This is a genomic window from Pseudoxanthomonas sp. PXM04, from assembly GCF_014851695.1.
Classification (GTDB): domain Bacteria; phylum Pseudomonadota; class Gammaproteobacteria; order Xanthomonadales; family Xanthomonadaceae; genus Pseudoxanthomonas_A; species Pseudoxanthomonas_A beigongshangi.
Genome location: NZ_JACVAG010000002.1, coordinates 484,654 through 504,449 on the forward strand (window position 1 = coordinate 484,654; position 19,796 = coordinate 504,449).

The window sequence follows — 19,796 nt, forward strand, 5'->3', positions numbered from 1 at the left end:
TGCCTCAGCTTCCCGCCTGCGGGGTGGCACGCGACTTCGCCAGGTAGGGCAAGGCGAACAGGTAGAGTCCGGTGATCATCAACAGGATCAGCGGAAACAGCGCCATCAATCCCACCCAGGTGGATTGCTTCTGCATCGCCAACGCGACAAGGTTGGCGAGCACGGTCAGGGTGAAGATGATCGACAGCCAGCGGTGGAACTGACGGATCCACTTGTTCATCGGGATTTCCTCTGCGCTTGGCCCGAGACGCCTCGGGCGGGCTTGCACGTTGCCGGACGGTGCTGCGCCCGCGCGCGGTCATCCGGCCGCGTGCGGGACCAACGTGGATTCAGTGCTTGCCGCGACGTGACTCGATCATCTTCCAGCCATTGCCGGAGGGATCGCGGAAATTGGCGTCGACATTGCCGTAGCGTTCTTCCGGCGGCTGGGTGAACTCCACCCCGCGCCCGCTCATGCGTTCGTAGGCCGCGCGGCAGTCATCGACGTCGAGGATGAGCGGCGGCATCCCGCCCTTGGCGACAATCGCGCGCGCGGTCTGCGCGGTGGCGGCGTCGAGCACCGGCTCCTGCGGCTTGAACAGTCCCAGCTGGAACGACGGCTGATCCGGATGCTGCACGGTCAGCCAGCGATAGTCGCCGTTGCGCACGTCGGTGTGCACGCGGAAACCCAGCTTGTCGACGTAGAACTCCAGCGCCTCGTCCTGATCGCGGACGTACAGCCCAACCATTCCAACACCCTGACTCATGTGACCTCCGGTTTCTCTGGGGCCGCCTTTGTAGCACCGGCCTCCCGCCGCCGCTTCTCCGAAACTGCGATGGTGAGATCGGGACGGTGCGCGGCGCTGGCATAGCAGGCCGGCATCGCCTGCGCCGAGCGGCGGGCGGCGCCTTCGCGGCCGCGCAACGCACCCGGACTTTCGCCGGTGATGTCGCGGAAGGTGCGGCCGAAGGTGCCCAGGCTGTTCCAGCCGGTCCGCAGCGCGATGTCGAGGATGGGCAGTTCGGTATCGCGCAGCAGGGTCTTGGCCCGCTCGATGCGCCGGGTCAGCAGGTAGCGATGCGGAGGCACGCCGAACGCCTCCTTGAACGAGCGTGCGAAATGCGCCTCGGACACATGGCTCACCCGCGCCAGCCGTGCCACCGGCCAGTCCTCGTGCGAGGCGGCATCCATCCGGTCCCGGGCGCGCAGCAGGCGGCGCAGGAGTTCCGGATCCTGGCCGGAGCCTGTCGTTGTTTTCCCCATCGCGTCTTCGGATGTCGCCATCGGATGTTCCAGTGAATGCCCGCTATCCGATCCACGAGCGGCGGCCACCATAACCCAAGGGCGCCGAAATCCAGGAAACGCTCCACGCGGTCCAGGCTTGACTAACGCTCTTACGATATATATCTTACGATGCATCTTATGACACCGAGGAGTGTCCGATGCGTCGTCATCACCCCCGACACGCGCGCCGCGGCGAAGACTGCGGCGGCGATTTCCCCTTCTCCGAAGGCTTTTCCCTGCATGCGTTCTGGCAGGCCGTCGGCCGGCGCCACGGCGGCCGCGGCGGTCATCGTCACGGGCCGGGCCCCGGTTTTCCGGGCGGATTCGGCGGCTTTGGCGAGGATGGCCTGACCCGGGGCCGCAAATTCAGTTCCGACGATCTGCAACTGCTGCTGCTGGCCCTGCTGGAGGACCAGCCCAGCCACGGCTATGAGCTGATCAAGGCCCTGCAGGCGCGCTCGAACGGGTTCTACAGCCCCAGTCCGGGCATGGTGTACCCCGCCCTCACCTATCTGGAAGAGCTGGGCTACGTGGACGTGGAAGCCGAGGGCAACCGCAAGCGCTACGCGCTCGCGGCGCCTGGACGCGAGTATCTGGAGGCGAACCGCGATCGGGTCGAATTGATGCTCGCCAAGCTGTCGCATATCGCGCGCAAGATGGATTCGGTGCGGCGCGCGTTCGCCGGTGAACCGCAGGCCGATGTCGATGAAGGTGGCTGGGTGCCCGAACTGATCCGCGCGCGGCACGCCCTGAAGCACGCGCTGGTGCGCCGCGATGGCGTATCGGCCGCCGAGCAGCGCCGCATCGCCGCCATCCTCGAGCGCGCCACCCGCGAGATCGAGGACGGCGAAGGCCAATGACCGATGTTCCCTTCCGCCGCCTTCGGGCGGCGGAAATGTTTCACCTCTCCCCCACGAGGTTTCCATGTCCGAAGTTGCCGACAAGGCGGTCGTGCGCGTCCGCCATCCGCTGAAACTGCGCCTGTTGCAGGTGGCGCGCGTGCACGACGTCACCCCGCATCTGCGCCGCGTCACCCTCACCGGCGATTCGTTGCGCGATTTCGTTTCCGCGTCATTCGACGATCACGTCAAGCTGTTCTTCCCCGCGCCGGGCGAAGCGCGTCCCGAACTCCCCAAACTCGGTCCGAACGGCGTGGAGTTCCGCGACGACAGGCCACGCCCGGTGATGCGCGATTTCACCCCGCGCCATTACGACAACGACGCCTGCGAACTGGAACTGGAGTTCGCCCTGCACGAAGCCGGTCCGGCCACTGACTGGGCATCGCGCGCGCAGCCGGGCGACTGGCTGGGCGTCGGCGGACCACGCGGTTCGCTGGTGATCGGCACCGGCTTCGACTGGCATCTGCTGATCGGCGACGACACCGCGTTGCCGGCCATCGCCCGCCGCCTGGGCGAACTGCCGGCCGGCACGCGCGCGATCGCCGTGCTGGAGATCGCCAACGCCTCGGCACGGCCGGATCTGCGGACCGATGCCGAACTGTCGGTACACTGGTGCCATCGCGACGGCGCGGACACCACCGAGCCGCTCCTGCTGCAGGCACTGCGCACACTGGCGTTGCCCGAAGGCGATGGCCATGTGTGGGCCGCCGGCGAATCCGCCGACATCCGTGCGGTGCGCCGCTACCTGGTGGATGAACGCGGCGTCGAAAAATCACGCATCCGCGCCGCCGCCTACTGGAAACGCGGCGCGCAGGGCGTGCACGAAAACCTGGAAGACTGATTCCATTCCCCCATTTGCTCCGGTCGTCAGACCGCAAGGACGTTGCATGTATTCGTTGAGCGCTCCCCGCGAGCGTCGCCTGCTCTGGCTGCTGATGCTGACCCAGTTCACCCTCATCATGGATTTCATGGTGATGATGCCGCTGGGTCCGCAGATCATGCAGGCCTTCCATATCACTCCCGCCGCGTTCGCGGCCGCGGTGTCGGCCTATTCCTGGTGTGCCGGCCTGTCCGGCCTGCTGGCCGCCACCTATATCGATCGTTTCGACCGGCGCAAGCTGATGCTGGTCGTGTACGCGCTGTTCGCGTTGTCCAACCTGGCCTGCGCGATGGCGGACAGCTACGCGCTGCTGCTGGCCTCGCGCGCGCTGGCCGGCATCAGTGGCGGCGTGCTCGGCTCGATCGTGATGGCGATCATCGCCGACGTGATTCCCGGTCCGCGCCGCGGTGCGGCCACCGGCACGGTGATGATGGCGTTCTCGCTGGCCTCGGTGCTGGGCGTACCGGCCGGCGTGTTGCTGGGCGCGCATTACAGCTGGGCTGCCCCGTTCTGGCTGCTGGTCGGCCTGTCGGTGGTGATCTGGTTCGCCGGATCGCGCGTGCTGCCGCCGCTGGATCAACACCTGGCGCGGCAGGCGGTTCCGTGGAAGCAGGCGTTTCCGAACCTGTTCGGCTTGTTCACCCAGGCGCGCTACCTCAATGCGTTCGTGCTGACGCTGCTGCTGATGGTCGCCTCGATGCTGGTGATTCCCTTCATGTCGCCGGTTCTGGTCGCCAACCACGGCATCGCTCCGGATCAGTTGTCGTGGTTGTACATGGTCGGCGGCGCGGCGACGTTCTTCACCTCGCGCGCTATCGGCAAGCTGGCGGATCGGCACGGCAAGCATCGGGTGTTCCGGGTCGCGGTGCTGCTGTCGCTGGCGCCGATGCTGTTCGTGACCCATCTGCCCCACATCGGCTTCATCGCGATGCTGGCGTTCTTCCCGTTCTTCATGGTGCTGATGTCCGGCCGCATGATTCCGATGCAGGCGCTGTTGACCACGGTGCCAGCGCCGGCCGAGCGCGGCGCGTTCCTCAGCGCCAACAGCGCGGTGCAGGCGCTGGGCACCGGCTGCGGCGCCTACCTGGGCGGATTGATGCTGTCCTCGTCAACGCCCGCCGGCCCCATCGGCGGCTACGGCACCGCGGGCTGGGTGGCGGTGGCGCTGTCGTTGCTGGCGGTGTGGTGGGTGGGACGGGTGAGCGCCGACGGCGATCAGCCGCAAGCGCCGGCCATCGTCGTTGAGCCCGAGCCGGACGCGCTGGCGCGGGGCGAAGGCTGATGTTCCAGTCACCACCACGCCACTCCGAAGAGCGTCCCGCATGACCGACCCCACCTCCGCGTTTTCCGACGCCGCCGCCGTGGCGCGCTACGCCGAGGGACCGCCGCGGCTGGTGCCCGGATTCGTCGGTCTGCAACGCATGGCCACGATCCTGCTGGCCGAACGGGCGCCGGCCGATGCGCGGGTGTTGGTGCTCGGCGCAGGTGGCGGGCTGGAACTGAAGGCGTTCGCCCAGGCCCATCCGGGCTGGACCTTCACCGGCGTGGATCCGGCGCGGGCCATGCTGGATCTGGCCGCGCAAACGCTGGGACCGCTGGCGGCGCGCACGCAATGGGTGCCCGGCACCATCGACGACGCGCCCGACGGTCCCTTCGACGCGGGCGCCTGCCTGCTGACCCTGCATTTCCTGTCCGCCGGGGAGCGCCTGCGCACCCTGCGCGAGGTCCGGCGCAGGCTGCGGCCGGGTGCGCCGTTCGTGGTGGCCCATGCCAGCTTTCCGCAGGACGGGGAGCAACGCGCACGCTGGCTGTCGCGCTACGCCGCCTTCGCGGTGGCGTCCGGCATCGAACCGGCGCAGGCGACGGCCGGGCGTGACGCCATCGATCGGCACCTGCATCTGCTTGCACCCGCCGAGGACGAAGCGATCCTGGCCGACGCCGGCTTCACCGGCATCGAGCTGTTCCACGTCGGATTCACCTTTCGCGGCTGGGTGGCGTACGCCTGAGCGGCGTCCCGATTGCGGTCCCCGGCGCTGATCGGCGCCTGGCGGACGACATGACGGCGCGGCTCGGCCCCGGCCTCCCGCCATTCGTCCCCGCGGCCCGCGATCCATCCCTTCCCTCTCCCGCCCCGCGCCGTTGCGCGCACACTCCGCCCGCAATGACACGGGAGCGAAGACCTATGGTGGGCAAGGCGTGGTACGGATGGGCGGGTGGCGTGGTCCTGGCATTGGCAGGCGCGGGCACCCGGGCGGCGGATGCGGACAACTGGTCCAGCTACGGTGGCGGCCCCGGCGGCGGCCAGCATTCACCGCTCACCCAGATCACCCCGGCCAACGTCGGCCGGCTGCGTATCGCCTGGTCGTTCCGCACCGGCGAACTGGGCACGGGCCTGCCGGATCCGGAGCGACGGCGGTTCGAAGCCAATCCGCTGGTGGTGGACGGTCGCATGTACCTCAACACCGGCACCGGCATCGCCTTCGCGCTGGACGCGGCCAGTGGTCGCGAGCTGTGGTCGTTCAACGCGAAGGTCGCACGCAACAAACGCTACAGCGATCCGGCCTCGCGCGGGGTGAGCTACTGGCGCGATCCGGAAGCCGCCGCCGGCGCGGCCTGCCGCGAGCGCATCATGTTCGGCACCCTGGATGCGCGCCTGATCGCGCTGGATGCCGCCAACGGCCAGCCCTGTGCCGGATTCGGCGTGCAGGGCACGATCGATCTGCGCACCGGCATCACCCTGCACGACGAACCCGACAGCGAATGGCGCAACTACGCGGTGACCTCGCCGCCGGTGATCGCCAACGGCGTGCTGGTGGTCGGCAGCTCGGTCGGCGACAACCGCGCGCATGCGCTGGAGGAAGGCGTGGTGCGCGGCTACGACGTACGCAGCGGCCGCGAACTGTGGCGCTGGGATCCTGTGCCGCGCGATCCCGCCGAGGCCGCCGCGCGCGGCTGGCAGCCAGAACAGGCGCGCACCGTGGGTGCAGCCAACGCCTGGGCGCCGCTGTCAGTGGATCCGGCGCTGGAGCTGGTCTACGTGCCGACCGGTTCGGCCAGCCCGGACTACCACGGCGGAGAACGCCTGGGCGAAAACCGCGATGCCAATTCGCTGGTGGCGCTGGATCTGCGCAGCGGCCGGCGCGTGTGGGCGCAGCAGCTGGTGCACCACGATCTGTGGGACTACGACCTGGCCTCGCAACCGGCCCTGGCCACCGTGCAGACCGCGCAGGGTCCGCGCGATGCGGTGTTGCAGGCGACCAAGACCGGTTTCCTGTTCGCCTTCGATCGGCGCACCGGCGAACCGGTGTTCCCGATCAGCGAAGTGCCAGTGCCCGCCTCGGATGTGCCCGGCGAGCAGGCCTGGCCGACCCAGCCGATGCCCGAGCCGTCGTTGCGCCTGGCGCGCCACGCGCCGCTGACGCCGGACGATGCCTGGGGCCCTACGCCCGGCGAGCGCCGCGACTGCGCGCAACAGATCGCGCGGCTGCGTTCGGAAGGCATCTTCACCCCGCCCAGCGTGCGCGGCACCATCGCCCTGCCCGGCTGGGCAGGCGGGGTGAACTGGGGCGGCATCGCGATCGACGCGCAGCGCCAGATCGCCATCCTGCCGGTGTCGGATCTGCCGATGCAGGTGGCGCTGATCCCGCGGCCCGACTTCGACTGGGACAAGGACGACGCCTATCCGGAGCAGGAGTTCAACAGCATGGACGGCACGCGCTACGGCATGCGCCGCGGTGTGCTGGCCTCGGCCAAGGGAACGCCGTGCGTCAAGCCGCCGTGGGGACGCGTGGTCGCGGTGGACCTGCGCGCGCGCAAGGTGCTGTGGGAGCGTCCGCTCGGAACGCTGGAGGAGGAACTGCCGTGGCTGCCGTTGAACGTCGGCATGCCGGTGCTCGGCGGCGCGGTCACCACCGCCAGCGGCCTGACCTTCATCGGCGCCTCCGCCGATGCGCGCTTTCGCGCCCTCGACAGCAGGACGGGCGAGATCCTGTGGGACGCCAAGCTGCCGGCCGGCGGACAGGCCACGCCATCGATCTACGCGGTGAAAGGGCGGCAGTACCTGGTGATCGCGGCGGGCGGGCGGGAAGGCCTGGGCCCGATGGGCGACTACGTCATCGCCTACACGCTGGATGGCGAGGGCGAGGAAGTGGTGTTCCAGCATGGTGTAGCGGTCCGCATGACGGTGCTGGCGACCGCCGCGCTCGCGTTGCTGGGGGGCGTGGTCGCCCTGTGGCGATACTGGCGGCGGCGCAGGCGCCAGCGCCGGCACACCACATGAACCAGGTCAGCGTCGCCAACCGCCAAGCCGGCGTGACATGACCTGGACCTGGGGGCTTCGCGCTACCTGCTATCTGAAACGCATGGCATCGACGTTGTTTTCATCTCCACTTCACACAGCCGCCCTGCTTTTTTCATGCCTGGCCGGCACGCTGGGCCACCTCGGAAGGGAGACAAGCTCATGACCACAGACGCGCGACATCCCCGTGAACCGCATTTCGCCGGCTGGCGCCTGTTGATGTGGGGCGCCGCCGCCTGCCTGCTGTCGTTGCCGCTGATCGCCATGCAGTTCACCGACGAGGTGAACTGGACGCTGTCGGATTTCGTCGTCTTCGGCGGCATGCTCGCCGTCGCCTGCGGCGCCTGCGACGTGGCGATGCGCAAGGGCGGCAACTGGCGGTACCGGGCGGGCGCGTTGCTCGCGGTCGGCACCGCGTTCCTGCTGGTGTGGGTGAACCTGGCGGTCGGGTTCGTCGGCAGCGAAACCAATTCCTACAATCTCTGGTATGCCGGCGTGCTGGCGATCGGCGTGGCCGGTGCGTTCATCGCACGCTTCCGTCCGGGCGGCATGGCCGCCGCGCTCACCGCCATCGCCATCGCCCAGGCCACGATCGGCCTGGTTGCCCAGTTCTCCGGCATGGATCATCCGTGGCCGGCGACGGTGGTGTTCACCGGCCTGTGGCTGGTGTCGGCGGCGCTGTTCCTCGCCGCGGCGCGCTCCGGTACACGCTCCTTGTCATGACCCCGCCAGCGTCCGGCATGCGTCGGACGAACGGCGAACGAGGGGTTCCGGTTCCGATGGCAGAATCGACCCACCGGATCGGAACCTGGTGGAGTGCCTTCCCATGAACAGCGATCGCCTCGACCGCATCCGCGATGGCCGCACCGATCTGGTGTTCGAGCATGTCGACGACGGCCATGCCGCCACCGACGCGGATGGAAATGGTGTTCGGCTCATCCAGTGGTGCGCGTACTACGGCGACGTCAGCGCCATCCGCTTCCTGCTTGCCCATGGTGAAACCCTCGCATCGCTCGGCGACAATCTCGGTCTGGGCGATGCGGTCTTCCACGGCCACTGGCCGCTGTGCCAGTTCCTGATCGAACAGGGCGCCAACCCCGGCCATGTCCTGCCCGACACCGGCGAATCGCCGCTGCATCTGGCCCTGTGCAAGGCCAATCGCCCCGCCTACGACGCCATCGTTGACATGCTGCTGGCCGCCGGTGCAGATCCCGATTGCGCCACCCTGCCGGGCATCGAAACCGGCAGCTTCATGCGCGATGCCCGCACCCAGGGGGAAACGCCGCTGCATCGCGCCGCCGCATTCGGCAGCGAGCGCGCCATCGATCTGCTGCTGGCCGCGGGCGCACGCATCGATGCCCGCGACCGGAATGGCGATTCACCGCTGGGCTGGGCCAGCTGGCACCTGCGGCCCGACGCCATCCTGCGCAAGCTCTGCTTCGGCGATCACTTCATCCATCCGGCGCGCAATTCCACCTACGACCATGGCACCGGCTGGGGCGTGATGGGCGTGGGCAAGCCGCATCTGTCGCGCCGCTAGCGCAGCTCAATGCCCGGCCGCCAGCCGCTGCGTGCGAGGAACGCCCGTGCATCCTGCAAACCGATGATGTCACGCAGCGCCTGCCGCTTGTCGCTGGCGTTCTGGTAATACGACTTCACGATCCGGTAGCCGACCCAATAACCGAGATCGCCCGGGTTTCCCGGTTTGCTGTTGTAGATCCAGTCGGACAGATCGCGCTTGTCCATGTCGGTCTGGAACTTGGTTTCGATGGCCAGCTCCTGCCCCTTCGTGTTCTGTTTCAGATGCAGGTACGCGACCTCGCCGGAGATCAGCTCGCCGACGAATTCGGCGGCACCTTCCATCAGCGCGCTCTCCAGCACCGTGGCCTGCTCGGTTTCGACGAACGCCGGCACCTGCTGGACGTGCACATATTCGTGCGCGATCACGTGGACGAAGCGGTCCTCCAGGTCGGGATTGAGCCAGTCGGTCGCGCACAGCGCTTCCAGTCCGATCTGCACGCCAGTGTCGGCGCTGGCGGTGCCGACCGGCTTGCCGCGTCCCACCGCTATCGTGACCGTGGGCAGGCGCGCTTCCGGATACAGTTCCACCAGTTTCCGCAAGGAAGCCCTGAGCCGGTTCCGGGTGTCCGGCAGCACTTCCATGCAGCGCTTGGCATCGATGTAGGCCTGCGGATTCTTCGCCAGGTTCGCGGCGATCGCCTCGCCGGTGATGCGGCGGGCCTTGGCGAAGTGGTGTAGTCCCTCGGATCCAGCATCCAGGTAATCGCGCTGCAATTGTTCGGCGCTCGGGTGTCCCTGGACGCTGTCGTAGAGCCGGTAGAAGCGCTCGACATCGTCGATATCGACAACCGGATCGCCGGCCTTCGCGTCCGCCGCCCATCCTTGCGATGTGGTCGCGCCCAGCACCGCGCACACCATCACCGCCATCAATGCCAAGCGCATGTTCCGTTGCTCCGTGGGGAATGCGGACCACGCTACGGAGGGGACAGGTACCGGATCAATGGCCGTTGGTCACGGTGACTCCCGCCATGCCGCGTCATCCGCTCCAGGCGCTAGGGCCCTGGCCGGCTTTCCAGACCGATGGCCTGCTGCATGCGCGCAACCACGCTGTCGTCGGGCGCGGCGTCGGTGTCGGCGCGCTCGGCATAGATGAGCATCAGTTCCTTGCGCTGCGCCGCGTCCGGCAAATGCACCAGACGGACGAACGCCATGTGCTGCGGCAACCTGAGCTTCGCGGCGGCGACCAACTGTTCGACCTGTTCCAGATCCGAGTCGGCGGGCGCCTCGTCGCTCAGCGCGCGACCCCAGGTGTCGAGATGGAAATCCAGTCCACCCATCTTCAGTGCGCGGGACTTGGCGTAATCGCCGGCATGGGTCAGTTCGGGCCGGCTGGGAATGTAGGCTTCCGACTGTATCCAGTACAGCCGCTGCACCATGCCCTTGGCGTCCTTCTGCGCGTATACATGCAGATCGCAATCGGCATAGCCGTACAGCACCCAGCGCCGGTTGCCGAGGTATTCGGCGGAAGCCGGCACCCGCACCGTGGCTGGCGGTTCGAACGATTCCACGCTGGCGCCATCGACGCGAAGGCGGGGTTCGACCGCGCCGGCGCCGGCAACCCAGGCCGCCAGCAGCACCAGTCCCGATACACCCGGAAGCACGCGCCGGGCACACCATGGGAGAACGAAACGACACGGGTTCATCTGCTGCCTCCACCGGATGGACGTCCGGCCCGCATGCTCGAGGCGATGCCGGACGCGTGCATGTGCCGGAAGTATTCCGGCCTTTCCGCCCGTCGCGGAATACAGGTTGAGTCCGCTTGCCTGTCCGCATGCTCGTGGCGACGCGGAAGACGTCATCCTTCACGCCAGTGCTGTTGCTGCGCAACGCACCCTCGCGCCGGCGATTCGCGTTGATGCGGTCATGCCATCCACGACAGGATCTGTCCGCTCAGATACAGGCCGACGCCGAACATCGCGTGCGTCACCAGGCTGTGCAGGCGTGTGCGGCCGGGATGCGGCGCGCGGCGGGCGGCGATGCCCAGCCCCATGCCGGGCTGCATCAGCAGAAACGGCGCAACCACGGAACCGATGCCGACCATCAGGGATAGCGGAAGCGTTGGCGCGCGAAGCCACGCTTCGCCTCCGAACACCAGCAGAATCGCGGCGAAGACAATCCCGGTCAGCACATGCGCCGCGATGCCAATCACCCGCTCGCCATGCACCGGTGGAGTGGCCGCGATGGGATCGTGAAGAAAACGGCCACGCGGCAACCACGCCACCCAGCGTCCAACCAGTGTGTAGTTCAGTCCCGGCACGCCCAACCAGCGCTGGCGCAGCCAGATCCAGGCATCCATCAGCGCGGTGGCGCCCAGGCCAAGCACAATCGCATTCACGACGAATTCCGACGGCGGCATCATCGCGCTGCACTCCCTCGGCGCGCATCGATCCACCAGCAGGCGGCGGTGAAGCGGACTTCGGATCCCCGCACGTAGGATTCGAACGCGGCACGCATGGCGCCGACGACCTGCGTCCGGGTTTCGGCATCCGCCTCCTGCAATGCCTGTCCCACCGGCCCCAGCCGGGTGATGTAGGAAACCAACCGGGATTCGGGCAGCGAGCAGATCGGATCGACCGGACGGATCTCGATGTCGCGCCAGCCGGCTTCCTCGAGCAGTCGATGGACGCGATGCGGGTCGGCGAACGCGAACTGGCCGGGACCATCCGCACGCCGCTCGGGCAAGGCAAGCCACGGTGCGGCGGCACGTTCCGCCGTGGTCATGAACGGATTGTCCGCGGCGCTGCGCCAGGCGATGAAACACAATCGTGCATCCGGCCTTGCCGATCGGTGAAGGTTGGCGAACGCCCGTACCGGATCGGCGAAGAACATCACGCCGAAGCGCGAGATGATCCGATCGAAGTGTTCCGCTGGAAACGGGTGTGTCTGCGCGTCGGCCTGGACGAACCGCACGCGCAGGTCTTCGCGCTGCGCACGCTCGCGGGCCAGCGCCAGCATCGGCGCGGAAATGTCGACACCGATGCACTCGCCCTGCCCCGCCAGCACCCGCGCCATTGCCAGGGTGGTGGCACCGGTGCCGCAGCCAATGTCCAGCACCCGCGCGGCAGGCTCGTTCAATGCCTCCCGCAGGATGGGAATGAACGGTTCCAGCATCGCGTCCAGCAGCGCCTGCTGGTCCACCCAGGCCTGGCCGCCGGCGCCATTCCAGAGCCTGGCCTGCTCATCGGCGATCGTCTTCGTATCCATGGTTTTCTGCGCCCGCTTGCGCCGGGGGAGGAGGAAGGGCACTGTGCGACTTCAAGTCGACTTGAAGTCAAGCCCATGCAGGAACTGGATATCGGCCAGGTGGCCGAACGCACCGGCGTACCCGCTTCGACCTTACGGTACTACGAGGAAAAAGGCCTGATCCGCGCCATCGGTCGTCATGGGCTGCGGCGCGTGTTCGACGCCCGCGTCCTGGACCGGCTCGCGCTGATCGCGCTGGGCCGGGCCGCCGGTTTTTCGCTGGACGAGATCGCGGCGATGTTCGCGCCCGACGGGCAGCCGCGCATCGATCGGCGGATGCTGCTGGACAAGAGCGCCGAGCTGGACCGCACCATCCGCCAGCTCGGCGCCATGCGCGACGGCCTGCGCCACGCCGCCGCCTGTCGCGCGCCCAGCCACATGGAATGCCCGACGTTCCGGCGGATCCTGAAGGCGGCGTCGGCGGGTGCGCTCGCCACGCCCGGCCGGAACGCCAGGAAGCATCGGTCGCGCGCGCGCGTTGCGAGCCCTCGATGACCCTTGATCGGGATCGAGGATGCGAAAACGACGAAGCCGGCTTGCGCCGGCTTCGTCATCATTGCGTGTTGGATGTGGAAATCAGTCCGACTCCCACCACATCCAGAAGGCGTCCCACAGGCGCTTGAAGAAGCCGGCTTCCTCGACGGCGTTGACCGCCACCAGCGGGGCCTGGGCGACGACCTTGCCGTCCAGGGTGACCTTCACGTCGCCGATGGCCTGGCCCTTCGTGATCGGCGCGACCAGGGTCTTGGGCACGTTCATGCTCGGCTTCAGATCGGCGTAGCGGCCACGCGGCACGCTGACCAGCATCGGCTGGGCCACGCCCAGCTGCACTTCCTTGGCCTGGCCCTTCCATACGCGCTGGCTGGCGATGACCTTGCCCGGCTCGTACAGGCGGTGGGTTTCATAGAAGCGGAAGCCCCAGTTGAGCAGCGCCAGGCTGTCGTCGGCGCGCTGCTTCTCGGAGGTCGAACCCATCACCACCGCGATCAGGCGCTGGTCACCCCGCTTGGCCGAGCTCATCAGGCAGTAGCCGGCACCGGAATGGTGGCCGGTCTTGATGCCGTCCACGCTGCCGTCGCGCCACAACAGCAGGTTGCGGTTGGGCTGGGTGATGGTGCCGACGGTGAATTCCTTGATCTTGTTGAACGCGTAGGTTTCCGGATAGTCGCGGATCAGCGCGCGGCCCAGCAGGGCCAGATCGTAGGCGGTGGAATAGTGCTCCGGCGCGGACAGGCCATGGGCGTTGGCGAAGCGCGAGCCCTTCATGCCGATCTTGGCGGCATAGTTGTTCATCAGCGACGCGAAGGCTTCCTGGCTGCCGGCGGCGTGTTCGGCCAGCGCGATGGCGGCATCGTTGCCCGACTGCACGGCCATGCCCTTTTCCATGTCCAGCAGCGGCGCGGTCTTGTTGACCGCGAAACCGCTGTAGCTGCCGTCGGTGCCGGCGCCGCCCTCGCGCCAGGCGCGCTCGCTCATCATCACCTGGTCTTCCGGACGGATCTTGCCGTTCTTCTGCTCGGCCGCCAGCACGTAGGAGGTCATCACCTTGGTGATGCTGGCCGGCTCGACGCGCTGGTCGTAGTTCTCGCCCGCCAGCACCTGGCCGGTGATGTAGTCCATCAGCACCCATGCGGTGCCGACCGGCTTGGGCGGCGGCGGGATGGCGACGGATTCGGCGGGCGGGGCGACCGGCGCCGGCTGCGGTGCCGGGGTCTGCGCGATCGCCGCGCCGAAGGCGGCGGTGGCCAGGGCGGCCAGGGCGAAACGGAACTTCATCTGCTGCGAACTCCTGACTGGGCGCGGGGCCCGTTCGACGAAAACGACATTTTAGGCAGGCATTGGCGGCTGGGAATCCACCAAGGCCGAAAAACAGGCGAAAAAACCGCAGCGCGGTTCAGTCGCGGACCAGTTGCGGGCGTCCGAAGCCCAGTTTGGCGATGCGGCCGGCCAGTTCATCGGCGCCGGCCGGGTCGGTCGCGCCGACCCGCAGTCGCCACAGCACCCGTCCGTTGCTCTGCACATCGCTCAGGCTGGCACCGGCGATGCCCGCCGCGACCAGCCGGGCCAGCGCCCGGTCGGCATTCTCGCGGCTGGCGAAGCTGCCCACCTGCAACTGCAGCGGCGCGCCCAGCGCGCGCGGGATCACGCCAGGCGCAATCGACGACGCGCCTGCCGATGTCACCGCCGTCGATGTCGGCGCGACCGCACGGGAGGGCGCGGGCGACGCGATCGTCGTGGAGACGGCGGTGGCCTGCGTCCCGGTGGGTGCCGGTGCAGCCGGCTTGCCGGTGGCCACGCGCACGCCATTGGCCTGCATCCACGCATCGAAGCGGTCGGCGCTGGCCGGATTCTTCGTGTCCGGAATGACCTGGTAGCGCCGGCTGCCGCGTCTATCCACCGTGGCGACGACCGCCGCGTTGGCCGCGGTAGCCGTTGCGGCGGCGGCCTGAGCCGCCGGATTCGACGCCGGCAGCTTCTCGACCAGCGCATCCATGCCGCTGCTGGCCGGGACGGCGGGCGTGGATGCGGAGGGCGCGGCGGCATAGCCACGCCCGTCCTTGCCCGGTGTCAGCGCGCGCACTTCCACCCGGCCGGTACCGCGCTGGGTGATGCCCAGCTTGTAGGCGGCGGCGTAGCTCAGATCGATCACGCGCCCGTCATGGAAGGGCCCGCGATCGTTCACCCGCACCACCACCGACTGGCCGTTGTCCAGATTGGTGACCCGCGCGAAGCTGGGCAGCGGCAGGGTCTTGTGGGCGGCGGTGAAGGCATACATGTCGTACACCTCCTGGTTGGAGGTACGGCGACCATGGAACTTGTTGCCGTAATACGAAGCGGTGCCCTGCTCGACGTAGCCATCGACCTTGTCCAGCACCTGGTACTTCTTTCCCAGCACGGTGTACGGCGAGCGGTTGCCGATCGGCGAGCGCGCCTCGGCGGTCACCATCGGCTCGGCGATGCAGTCCAGATCCGGCAGGTGGTCGGGGGTGGTGTCGGAGACGCCGGGCTTGTACAGGCCACCGGCGGTGTAGTTGCCGCGCGTGGACGGATCTTCCTGCGCCGGCGCATAGAACGAGCAGTCCTTGCCACTGGCGGGGCCGCGACCCTGGTGCGCGGTCGATGACCCCGGCTTGCCCTTGCCGGACAGTGGCGGGGGGACCGGTTTCTTCGGCGCCGTGCTGCAGGCCGCCAGGCTGAGGGTGAGCAGCGCGGGCAGAAGCCATTTCATGCGGGCGGAATCTCCCTGCCGGCGATGGCCTGGGACAGCTGGTACACGGCCATCGCGTACATCTTGGAGTTGTTGTAGCGGGTAATCGCGTAGTAGTTCTGGAAGCCCAGCCAATACTGCTTGCCGGCGCTGCCTTCCAGCGACACCAGGGTGGCGGTGGCGTCGGCGGCGACCGGCTCCAGCGGACGGTAACCGCGCTGGGCCAGATCGGCCAGGGTGTAGTCGGGGGTCCAGGTGTCCGGGTTGAACTCGGGATAGCCGGCCTGCAGTTCGGCGCGCGCCACCACCGGACCGCCCGGCACCCAGCCGCCGCGCTCGCCGCCCTTCTTGCGGAAGTAATTGGCGACCGAGGCGAACACGTCATCGACGCTGTTGAACAGATCCCGGCGGCCGTCGCCGTTGCCGTCCACCGCGAACTCGCGGTAACTGGACGGCATGAACTGGCCCATGCCCATCGCGCCGGCGTAGCTGCCGATAAGCGTGGTGATGTCCAGCTTCTCCTCGCGGCCGAGCGCGAACAGCTGCGCCAGCTCGTCGCGGAAGAACAGCTCGCGGCGCTGCTCGTAGGCGGCGCGCGCGGGATTGCCGCTGCGCGGATAGCGGAACGCCAGCGTGTACAGCGCGTCCAGCACGCGGTGCTTGCCGGTGTAGCCGCCGTAGCTGGTCTCGACGCCGATGATGGCGACGACGATCTCGGCCGGTACACCGTAGGCCTTTTCCTCGCGCGCCAGCGCGTCGCGATGCTTCGCGAGGAATGCCTGCCCGCCGCTGATGCGCGAGGCGGTGATGAAGTTGGGCCGGTACTCGCTCCACGGCTTGACCCGCTCGGCGGGTCGCGACATCAGCGCGATCACGTCGTCGCGGAACACCGCCTGCGCCAGCACCGAATCGATGTACTGCGGGTCGATGCCGTAGCGCGCCGCGGTATCGCGCACGAAGTTGGCGCGCGCGGTGGCGAAATCCTCCACGAGGATCGGCACGTCGGCCACGCGCTCCACCGAGGTTTCGGCCGGATTGGCCGAAGTTTTCGGAGCGGGTGACTGGGCTCCGCTCGCCGCGGGCGCGGCGGTCGGCGGGTTCTTCGGCGGAGTCGCGCAGGCAACCAGGCCGAAAGTGATCAGGCAGACAAGGGCGCGTCGAATCATCGGCGCGAGGGTAGCATGCTCAACGTGAGGAATAGTGAATGTTTTAGGGGCCGGGATTCGGGATTCGGGATACGGGATTCGTGAACAGCGAAAGCTCTGCTTCTGCTTTTGCAAATCCCCAATCCCGAATCCCCAATCCCGGCCCGATCAATACCCATGCACCGGCCGGTGCGCGCGTACCGCCATCACCAGGCCGAGGCCGGCCAGCAGCGAGACCGCGGAGGTGCCGCCGTAGCTCAGCAGCGGCATCGGCACGCCGACCACCGGCAGCAGGCCGGAGATCATGCCGCCGTTGACGATCACGTAGACGAAGAAGGCCAGGCCCAGCGAGCCGGCCAGCAGGCGCGAATAGGTGTCGCGTGCCTCGATGGCGATCCACAGGCAGCGCCCGATCACGAACAGGTACAGCGCCAGCACCACCGCCACGCCGATCCAGCCGAACTCCTCGGACAGCACCGCGAAGATGAAGTCGGTGGTGTGTTCGGGCAGGTAGTTCAGGTGCGATTGCGAGCCCTGCCCCCAGCCCTTGCCCGACAGCCCGCCACCGCCGATGGCGATCTTGGACTGGATGATGTTCCAGCCCGTGCCGAGCGGATCGTTCTCCGGATTGAGGAAGGTCAGGATGCGATCCTTCTGGTAGGGGCGCAGGAACCAGAACCACGCCACCGGCGCGGCGGCGGCCACGCTGCCCACGCCCACGCCCACCCACCACCACGGCAGGCCGGCCAGCAGCAGCGCGAACACGCCGCTGGCCGCGACCAGCATGCCGGTGCCGAAGTCCGGTTGCAGCAGGATCAGGCTGGTGGGAATGGCGATCAGGATGCCGGCGACGATCACCGTCCTGATGCGCGGCGGCAGCGGCTCGCGATGCAGGTACCAGGCCATCATCATCGGCAGGGTGATCTTCAGCAGCTCGGACGGCTGCAGGTAGAACACCTTCAGGTCGATCCAGTGGCGGCCATGCTTGCCGGTGCCGATGAACAGCACCAGCAGCAGCGGCAGCAGCGAGGCGATGAACACGCCGGGCGTCCAGCCGCGCAGGCGCACCGGCGATACCCGCGACAAAGCCCACATCGCCACCAGCCCGACCGCGAAGCGCGCGCCCTGCGCCAGCAACAGGCGCGACCCCAGGTCCTCCCCACCGGCGCTGTACAGCACCGCCAGTCCGATCGCCATCAGCGCGCCGAGCGCGCCCAGCAGCGGCCAGTCCAGGGTGCGCAACAGGTAGCGCAGCAGATCGATGGCCCAGCGCAGCATTTCGATCATGGCGCGCGTCCCGGCAGCGTGGGACCGGCCGGCGATGGCGCGGCGGGCGTGGCCGCGGGCGCATTCGTCGTGGCGGGTGGTGGGGTGCCTGGTGCGGCCGTCACCGGCAGTGCTTCGGGATCGCTGCTCGCCGCTTCCGGATCATCGACCCCCTCCGGCATCTTGCCCAGCATGAAGGCGTCCAGGATCTTGCGCGCGATCGGCGCGGCGGTGGTGCCGCCGTAGCCGCCGCCTTCCACCGCCACCGCGATCGCGATGGCCGGCGCATCGGCCGGAGCGAAGCCCACGAACAGCGAGCGATGGCGCAGGTGCATGGGCAGGCTCTTGGGATTGACCGCGGCGGTGCCGCGCCGGCTGATCACCTGCGCGGTGCCGGTCTTGCCCGCCATCAGGTAGGGCGCGCCACGCGCCATCGAGGCGCCGGTGCCGCCCGGCTGCATGGTCGCCATCATGCCTTCGCGTACGACCTGCACATTGGCCGGGCTCGGGCTGATCGGCAGCGGCGTGGCCACCGGCAGCGGCGTCCACGCGGCGTCGAAGCCGGTGCGCTGATCGCGCACCAGGTGCGGCTGGCGCAGGTTGCCGTCGGCGATCGCGGAGATCGCCCGCACCAGTTGCAGCGGGGTGACCTTCCAGTCGCCCTGGCCGATGGCGATGTTGACGGTGTCGCCGGGATACCAGCGCTCCTTGCGACTCTTGGCCTTGTAGGCGGGCGACGGCAGGATGCCGCTGATCTCGCCGGTCAGGTCGATGCCGGTCGGATGGCCGAAGCCATAGCGGGTCATGTAATCGTCGAAGCGTTCGATGCCCAGATCCAGCGCCAGCCGGTAGTAGTAGGTGTTCACCGACTGCGCGATCGACTTGCGCAGATCGGTCCAGCCGTGGCCGCCGCGATGCGCGTCACCCCAGCCACGGCTGGTGCCGGGCAGGTAGAACATGCCGGTGGACAACACCTTGTCCTCGGGCCGGCGCAGGCCGCTGTCCAGGCCGGCCAGTGCGATCAGCGGCTTCAGCGTCGAACCGGGCGCCACGCCGCCCAGCACCAGGCGGTTGAACTGCGGGCGCGAGGGATTCTCGTTGAGCGCCTTGAAATCCTTGCTGGAGATGCCGTTGACGAACAGGTTGGGGTCGTAGCTGGGCAGGCTGACCATCGCCAGGATCTCGCCGGTGCGCGGATCCATCGCGATCGCCGAACCTTCGTGTTCGCCGAACGCGGCGACCAGCGCCTGTTGAAGTTTCAGGTCCACGCTCAGGCGCAGGTCCGTGCCCGCCACCGCCGGCACCCGGCCGACCACCCGCAGCGCGCGGCCTTCGACGTTGGTCTCGACCTTCTCGTAGCCGACCTTGCCGCGCAGCGCCTCGTCGTAATAGCGCTCCAGGCCGGTCTTGCCGATGTGGGTGAGCGCGGCGTTGCCCTCGCCGAGGACTTCCAGATCCTTCTCGTCGATGCGGCCGACGTAGCCGATGATGTGCGCGAACAGGTCGCCGTAGGGATAGCGCCGGGTCAGGTACGGCACCAGCTCCACGCCGGGGAAGCGCCAGCGATCCACCGCGAAGCGGGCCATTTCCTCTTCGCTGACGCGCAGCTTGAGGGTGATCGGGCGGAACCCGCGCGTGCTCTTGCGGGTGGCCTCGAAGCGTTCGATGTCTTCCGGCGCCAGCGCGATGACCCGACCCAGTTCGGCGATCAGGCGGGCCGGATCGCCGACCTTGTCCGGGGTGACGTCCAGGCGGAACGCCGGCACGTTCTCCGCCAGCAGCACGCCATTGCGGTCGTAGATGGCGCCACGTCCCGGCACCACCGGGCGCGGCTTGATCCGGTTGGCTTCCGAACGCGTGGCGTACTCGTCGTGATCCAGCACCTGCAGCTTGAAGTACCAGCCGCCCAGGCCGAACAGCGCCAGCGCGACCACCGCGAAGCCCAGCATTGCGCGACGCCGGAACTGCTCGGCCTCGGCGTGCGGATTCTTGGCAGCGCGGCGGCTGATCATG

At 68.3% G+C, this 19,796-nt stretch carries 20 protein-coding genes; 8 read left to right on the forward strand and 12 right to left on the reverse strand.

The features are described 5' to 3' along the window. Nucleotides 1–4 precede the first annotated feature (4 nt). The 3 genes from IB228_RS08210 to IB228_RS08220 all read right to left on the reverse strand — a co-directional run bounded on the left by IB228_RS08210 (nucleotide 5) and on the right by IB228_RS08220 (nucleotide 1,264). Nucleotides 5–220: a hypothetical protein gene (locus IB228_RS08210; protein WP_225562322.1), complete on the reverse strand. Its 216-nt coding sequence runs from the start codon at nucleotides 218–220 to the stop codon at nucleotides 5–7. A 109-nt stretch (nucleotides 221–329) separates the two neighbouring features. Then, nucleotides 330–746, reverse strand: coding sequence for a VOC family protein (locus tag IB228_RS08215; RefSeq protein WP_192198050.1), 417 nt, complete (start codon nucleotides 744–746; stop codon nucleotides 330–332). Next, nucleotides 743–1,264: a helix-turn-helix transcriptional regulator gene (locus tag IB228_RS08220; RefSeq protein WP_343227062.1), complete on the reverse strand. Its 522-nt coding sequence runs from the start codon at nucleotides 1,262–1,264 to the stop codon at nucleotides 743–745. The genes IB228_RS08215 and IB228_RS08220 overlap by 4 nt, the downstream gene beginning before the upstream one ends. Before the next feature lie 158 nt (nucleotides 1,265–1,422). On the opposite strand from IB228_RS08220, the gene IB228_RS08225 reads away from it, so the two are divergent. The 7 genes from IB228_RS08225 (at nucleotide 1,423) to IB228_RS08255 (ending at nucleotide 8,880) form a co-directional block, all read left to right on the forward strand. Continuing rightward, nucleotides 1,423–2,124, forward strand: coding sequence for a PadR family transcriptional regulator (locus IB228_RS08225; protein WP_192198051.1), 702 nt, complete (start codon nucleotides 1,423–1,425; stop codon nucleotides 2,122–2,124). A gap of 64 nt (nucleotides 2,125–2,188) precedes the next feature. Further along, nucleotides 2,189–3,004, forward strand: a complete 816-nt coding sequence (locus tag IB228_RS08230; RefSeq protein WP_192198052.1) for a siderophore-interacting protein — start codon at nucleotides 2,189–2,191, stop codon at nucleotides 3,002–3,004. 46 nt (nucleotides 3,005–3,050) lie between these two features. Next, nucleotides 3,051–4,325 carry an MFS transporter gene (locus IB228_RS08235; protein ID WP_192198053.1) on the forward strand — a complete coding sequence of 425 codons (1,275 nt, stop codon included), beginning with the start codon at nucleotides 3,051–3,053 and terminating at the stop codon, nucleotides 4,323–4,325. A gap of 40 nt (nucleotides 4,326–4,365) precedes the next feature. Continuing rightward, nucleotides 4,366–5,049, forward strand: coding sequence for a class I SAM-dependent methyltransferase (locus IB228_RS08240; protein ID WP_192198054.1), 684 nt, complete (start codon nucleotides 4,366–4,368; stop codon nucleotides 5,047–5,049). A 179-nt stretch (nucleotides 5,050–5,228) separates the two neighbouring features. Next, entirely contained in the window at nucleotides 5,229–7,322 is a 2,094-nt protein-coding gene (locus tag IB228_RS08245) for a pyrroloquinoline quinone-dependent dehydrogenase (RefSeq protein ID WP_343227063.1), read from the forward strand. A gap of 180 nt (nucleotides 7,323–7,502) precedes the next feature. Beyond that, nucleotides 7,503–8,063: a hypothetical protein gene (locus tag IB228_RS08250; RefSeq protein ID WP_192198056.1), complete on the forward strand. Its 561-nt coding sequence runs from the start codon at nucleotides 7,503–7,505 to the stop codon at nucleotides 8,061–8,063. A gap of 103 nt (nucleotides 8,064–8,166) precedes the next feature. Beyond that, nucleotides 8,167–8,880 (forward strand): ankyrin repeat domain-containing protein, encoded by a 714-nt coding sequence (locus IB228_RS08255; RefSeq protein ID WP_192198057.1) that lies wholly within the window; start codon nucleotides 8,167–8,169, stop codon nucleotides 8,878–8,880. Here the strand turns inward: IB228_RS08255 and IB228_RS08260 are convergent. From IB228_RS08260 to IB228_RS08275, 4 genes are all read right to left on the reverse strand, one after another. Further along, nucleotides 8,877–9,803 (reverse strand): DUF2268 domain-containing putative Zn-dependent protease, encoded by a 927-nt coding sequence (locus tag IB228_RS08260; RefSeq protein WP_192198058.1) that lies wholly within the window; start codon nucleotides 9,801–9,803, stop codon nucleotides 8,877–8,879. The two genes, IB228_RS08255 and IB228_RS08260, sit on opposite strands and share 4 nt — an antisense overlap. Nucleotides 9,804–9,913: 110 nt before the next feature. Continuing rightward, on the reverse strand, nucleotides 9,914–10,522 hold the full coding sequence (locus IB228_RS08265) for a hypothetical protein (RefSeq protein WP_192198059.1): 609 nt from the start codon (nucleotides 10,520–10,522) through the stop codon (nucleotides 9,914–9,916). Between the two features lie 260 nt (nucleotides 10,523–10,782). Then, nucleotides 10,783–11,280: a DUF2938 domain-containing protein gene (locus tag IB228_RS08270; RefSeq protein WP_225562323.1), complete on the reverse strand. Its 498-nt coding sequence runs from the start codon at nucleotides 11,278–11,280 to the stop codon at nucleotides 10,783–10,785. Further along, nucleotides 11,277–12,125, reverse strand: coding sequence for a class I SAM-dependent methyltransferase (locus IB228_RS08275; protein WP_192198060.1), 849 nt, complete (start codon nucleotides 12,123–12,125; stop codon nucleotides 11,277–11,279). The genes IB228_RS08270 and IB228_RS08275 overlap by 4 nt, the downstream gene beginning before the upstream one ends. Before the next feature lie 75 nt (nucleotides 12,126–12,200). On the opposite strand from IB228_RS08275, the gene IB228_RS08280 reads away from it, so the two are divergent. Continuing rightward, nucleotides 12,201–12,659: a helix-turn-helix domain-containing protein gene (locus IB228_RS08280; RefSeq protein WP_192198061.1), complete on the forward strand. Its 459-nt coding sequence runs from the start codon at nucleotides 12,201–12,203 to the stop codon at nucleotides 12,657–12,659. Nucleotides 12,660–12,740: 81 nt separating this feature from the next. Here IB228_RS08280 and IB228_RS08285 read toward each other — a convergent pair whose 3' ends face one another. The 5 genes from IB228_RS08285 to mrdA form a co-directional block, all read right to left on the reverse strand. Further along, on the reverse strand, nucleotides 12,741–13,940 hold the full coding sequence (locus tag IB228_RS08285; protein ID WP_183639380.1) for a D-alanyl-D-alanine carboxypeptidase family protein: 1,200 nt from the start codon (nucleotides 13,938–13,940) through the stop codon (nucleotides 12,741–12,743). Nucleotides 13,941–14,058: 118 nt separating this feature from the next. Then, the gene (locus IB228_RS08290) at nucleotides 14,059–15,393 is read right to left on the reverse strand and encodes a septal ring lytic transglycosylase RlpA family protein (protein ID WP_192198062.1); all 1,335 of its coding nucleotides are present in this window, start codon (nucleotides 15,391–15,393) and stop codon (nucleotides 14,059–14,061) included. After that, nucleotides 15,390–16,538: a lytic murein transglycosylase B gene (gene mltB / locus IB228_RS08295; RefSeq protein WP_192198063.1), complete on the reverse strand. Its 1,149-nt coding sequence runs from the start codon at nucleotides 16,536–16,538 to the stop codon at nucleotides 15,390–15,392. The genes IB228_RS08290 and mltB overlap by 4 nt, the downstream gene beginning before the upstream one ends. Nucleotides 16,539–16,685: 147 nt before the next feature. After that, nucleotides 16,686–17,804, reverse strand: coding sequence for a rod shape-determining protein RodA (rodA, locus tag IB228_RS08300; RefSeq protein WP_192198064.1), 1,119 nt, complete (start codon nucleotides 17,802–17,804; stop codon nucleotides 16,686–16,688). After that, on the reverse strand, nucleotides 17,801–19,795 hold the full coding sequence (gene mrdA / locus IB228_RS08305; protein ID WP_192198065.1) for a penicillin-binding protein 2: 1,995 nt from the start codon (nucleotides 19,793–19,795) through the stop codon (nucleotides 17,801–17,803). The genes rodA and mrdA overlap by 4 nt, the downstream gene beginning before the upstream one ends. Nucleotide 19,796: the final 1 nt, after the last annotated feature.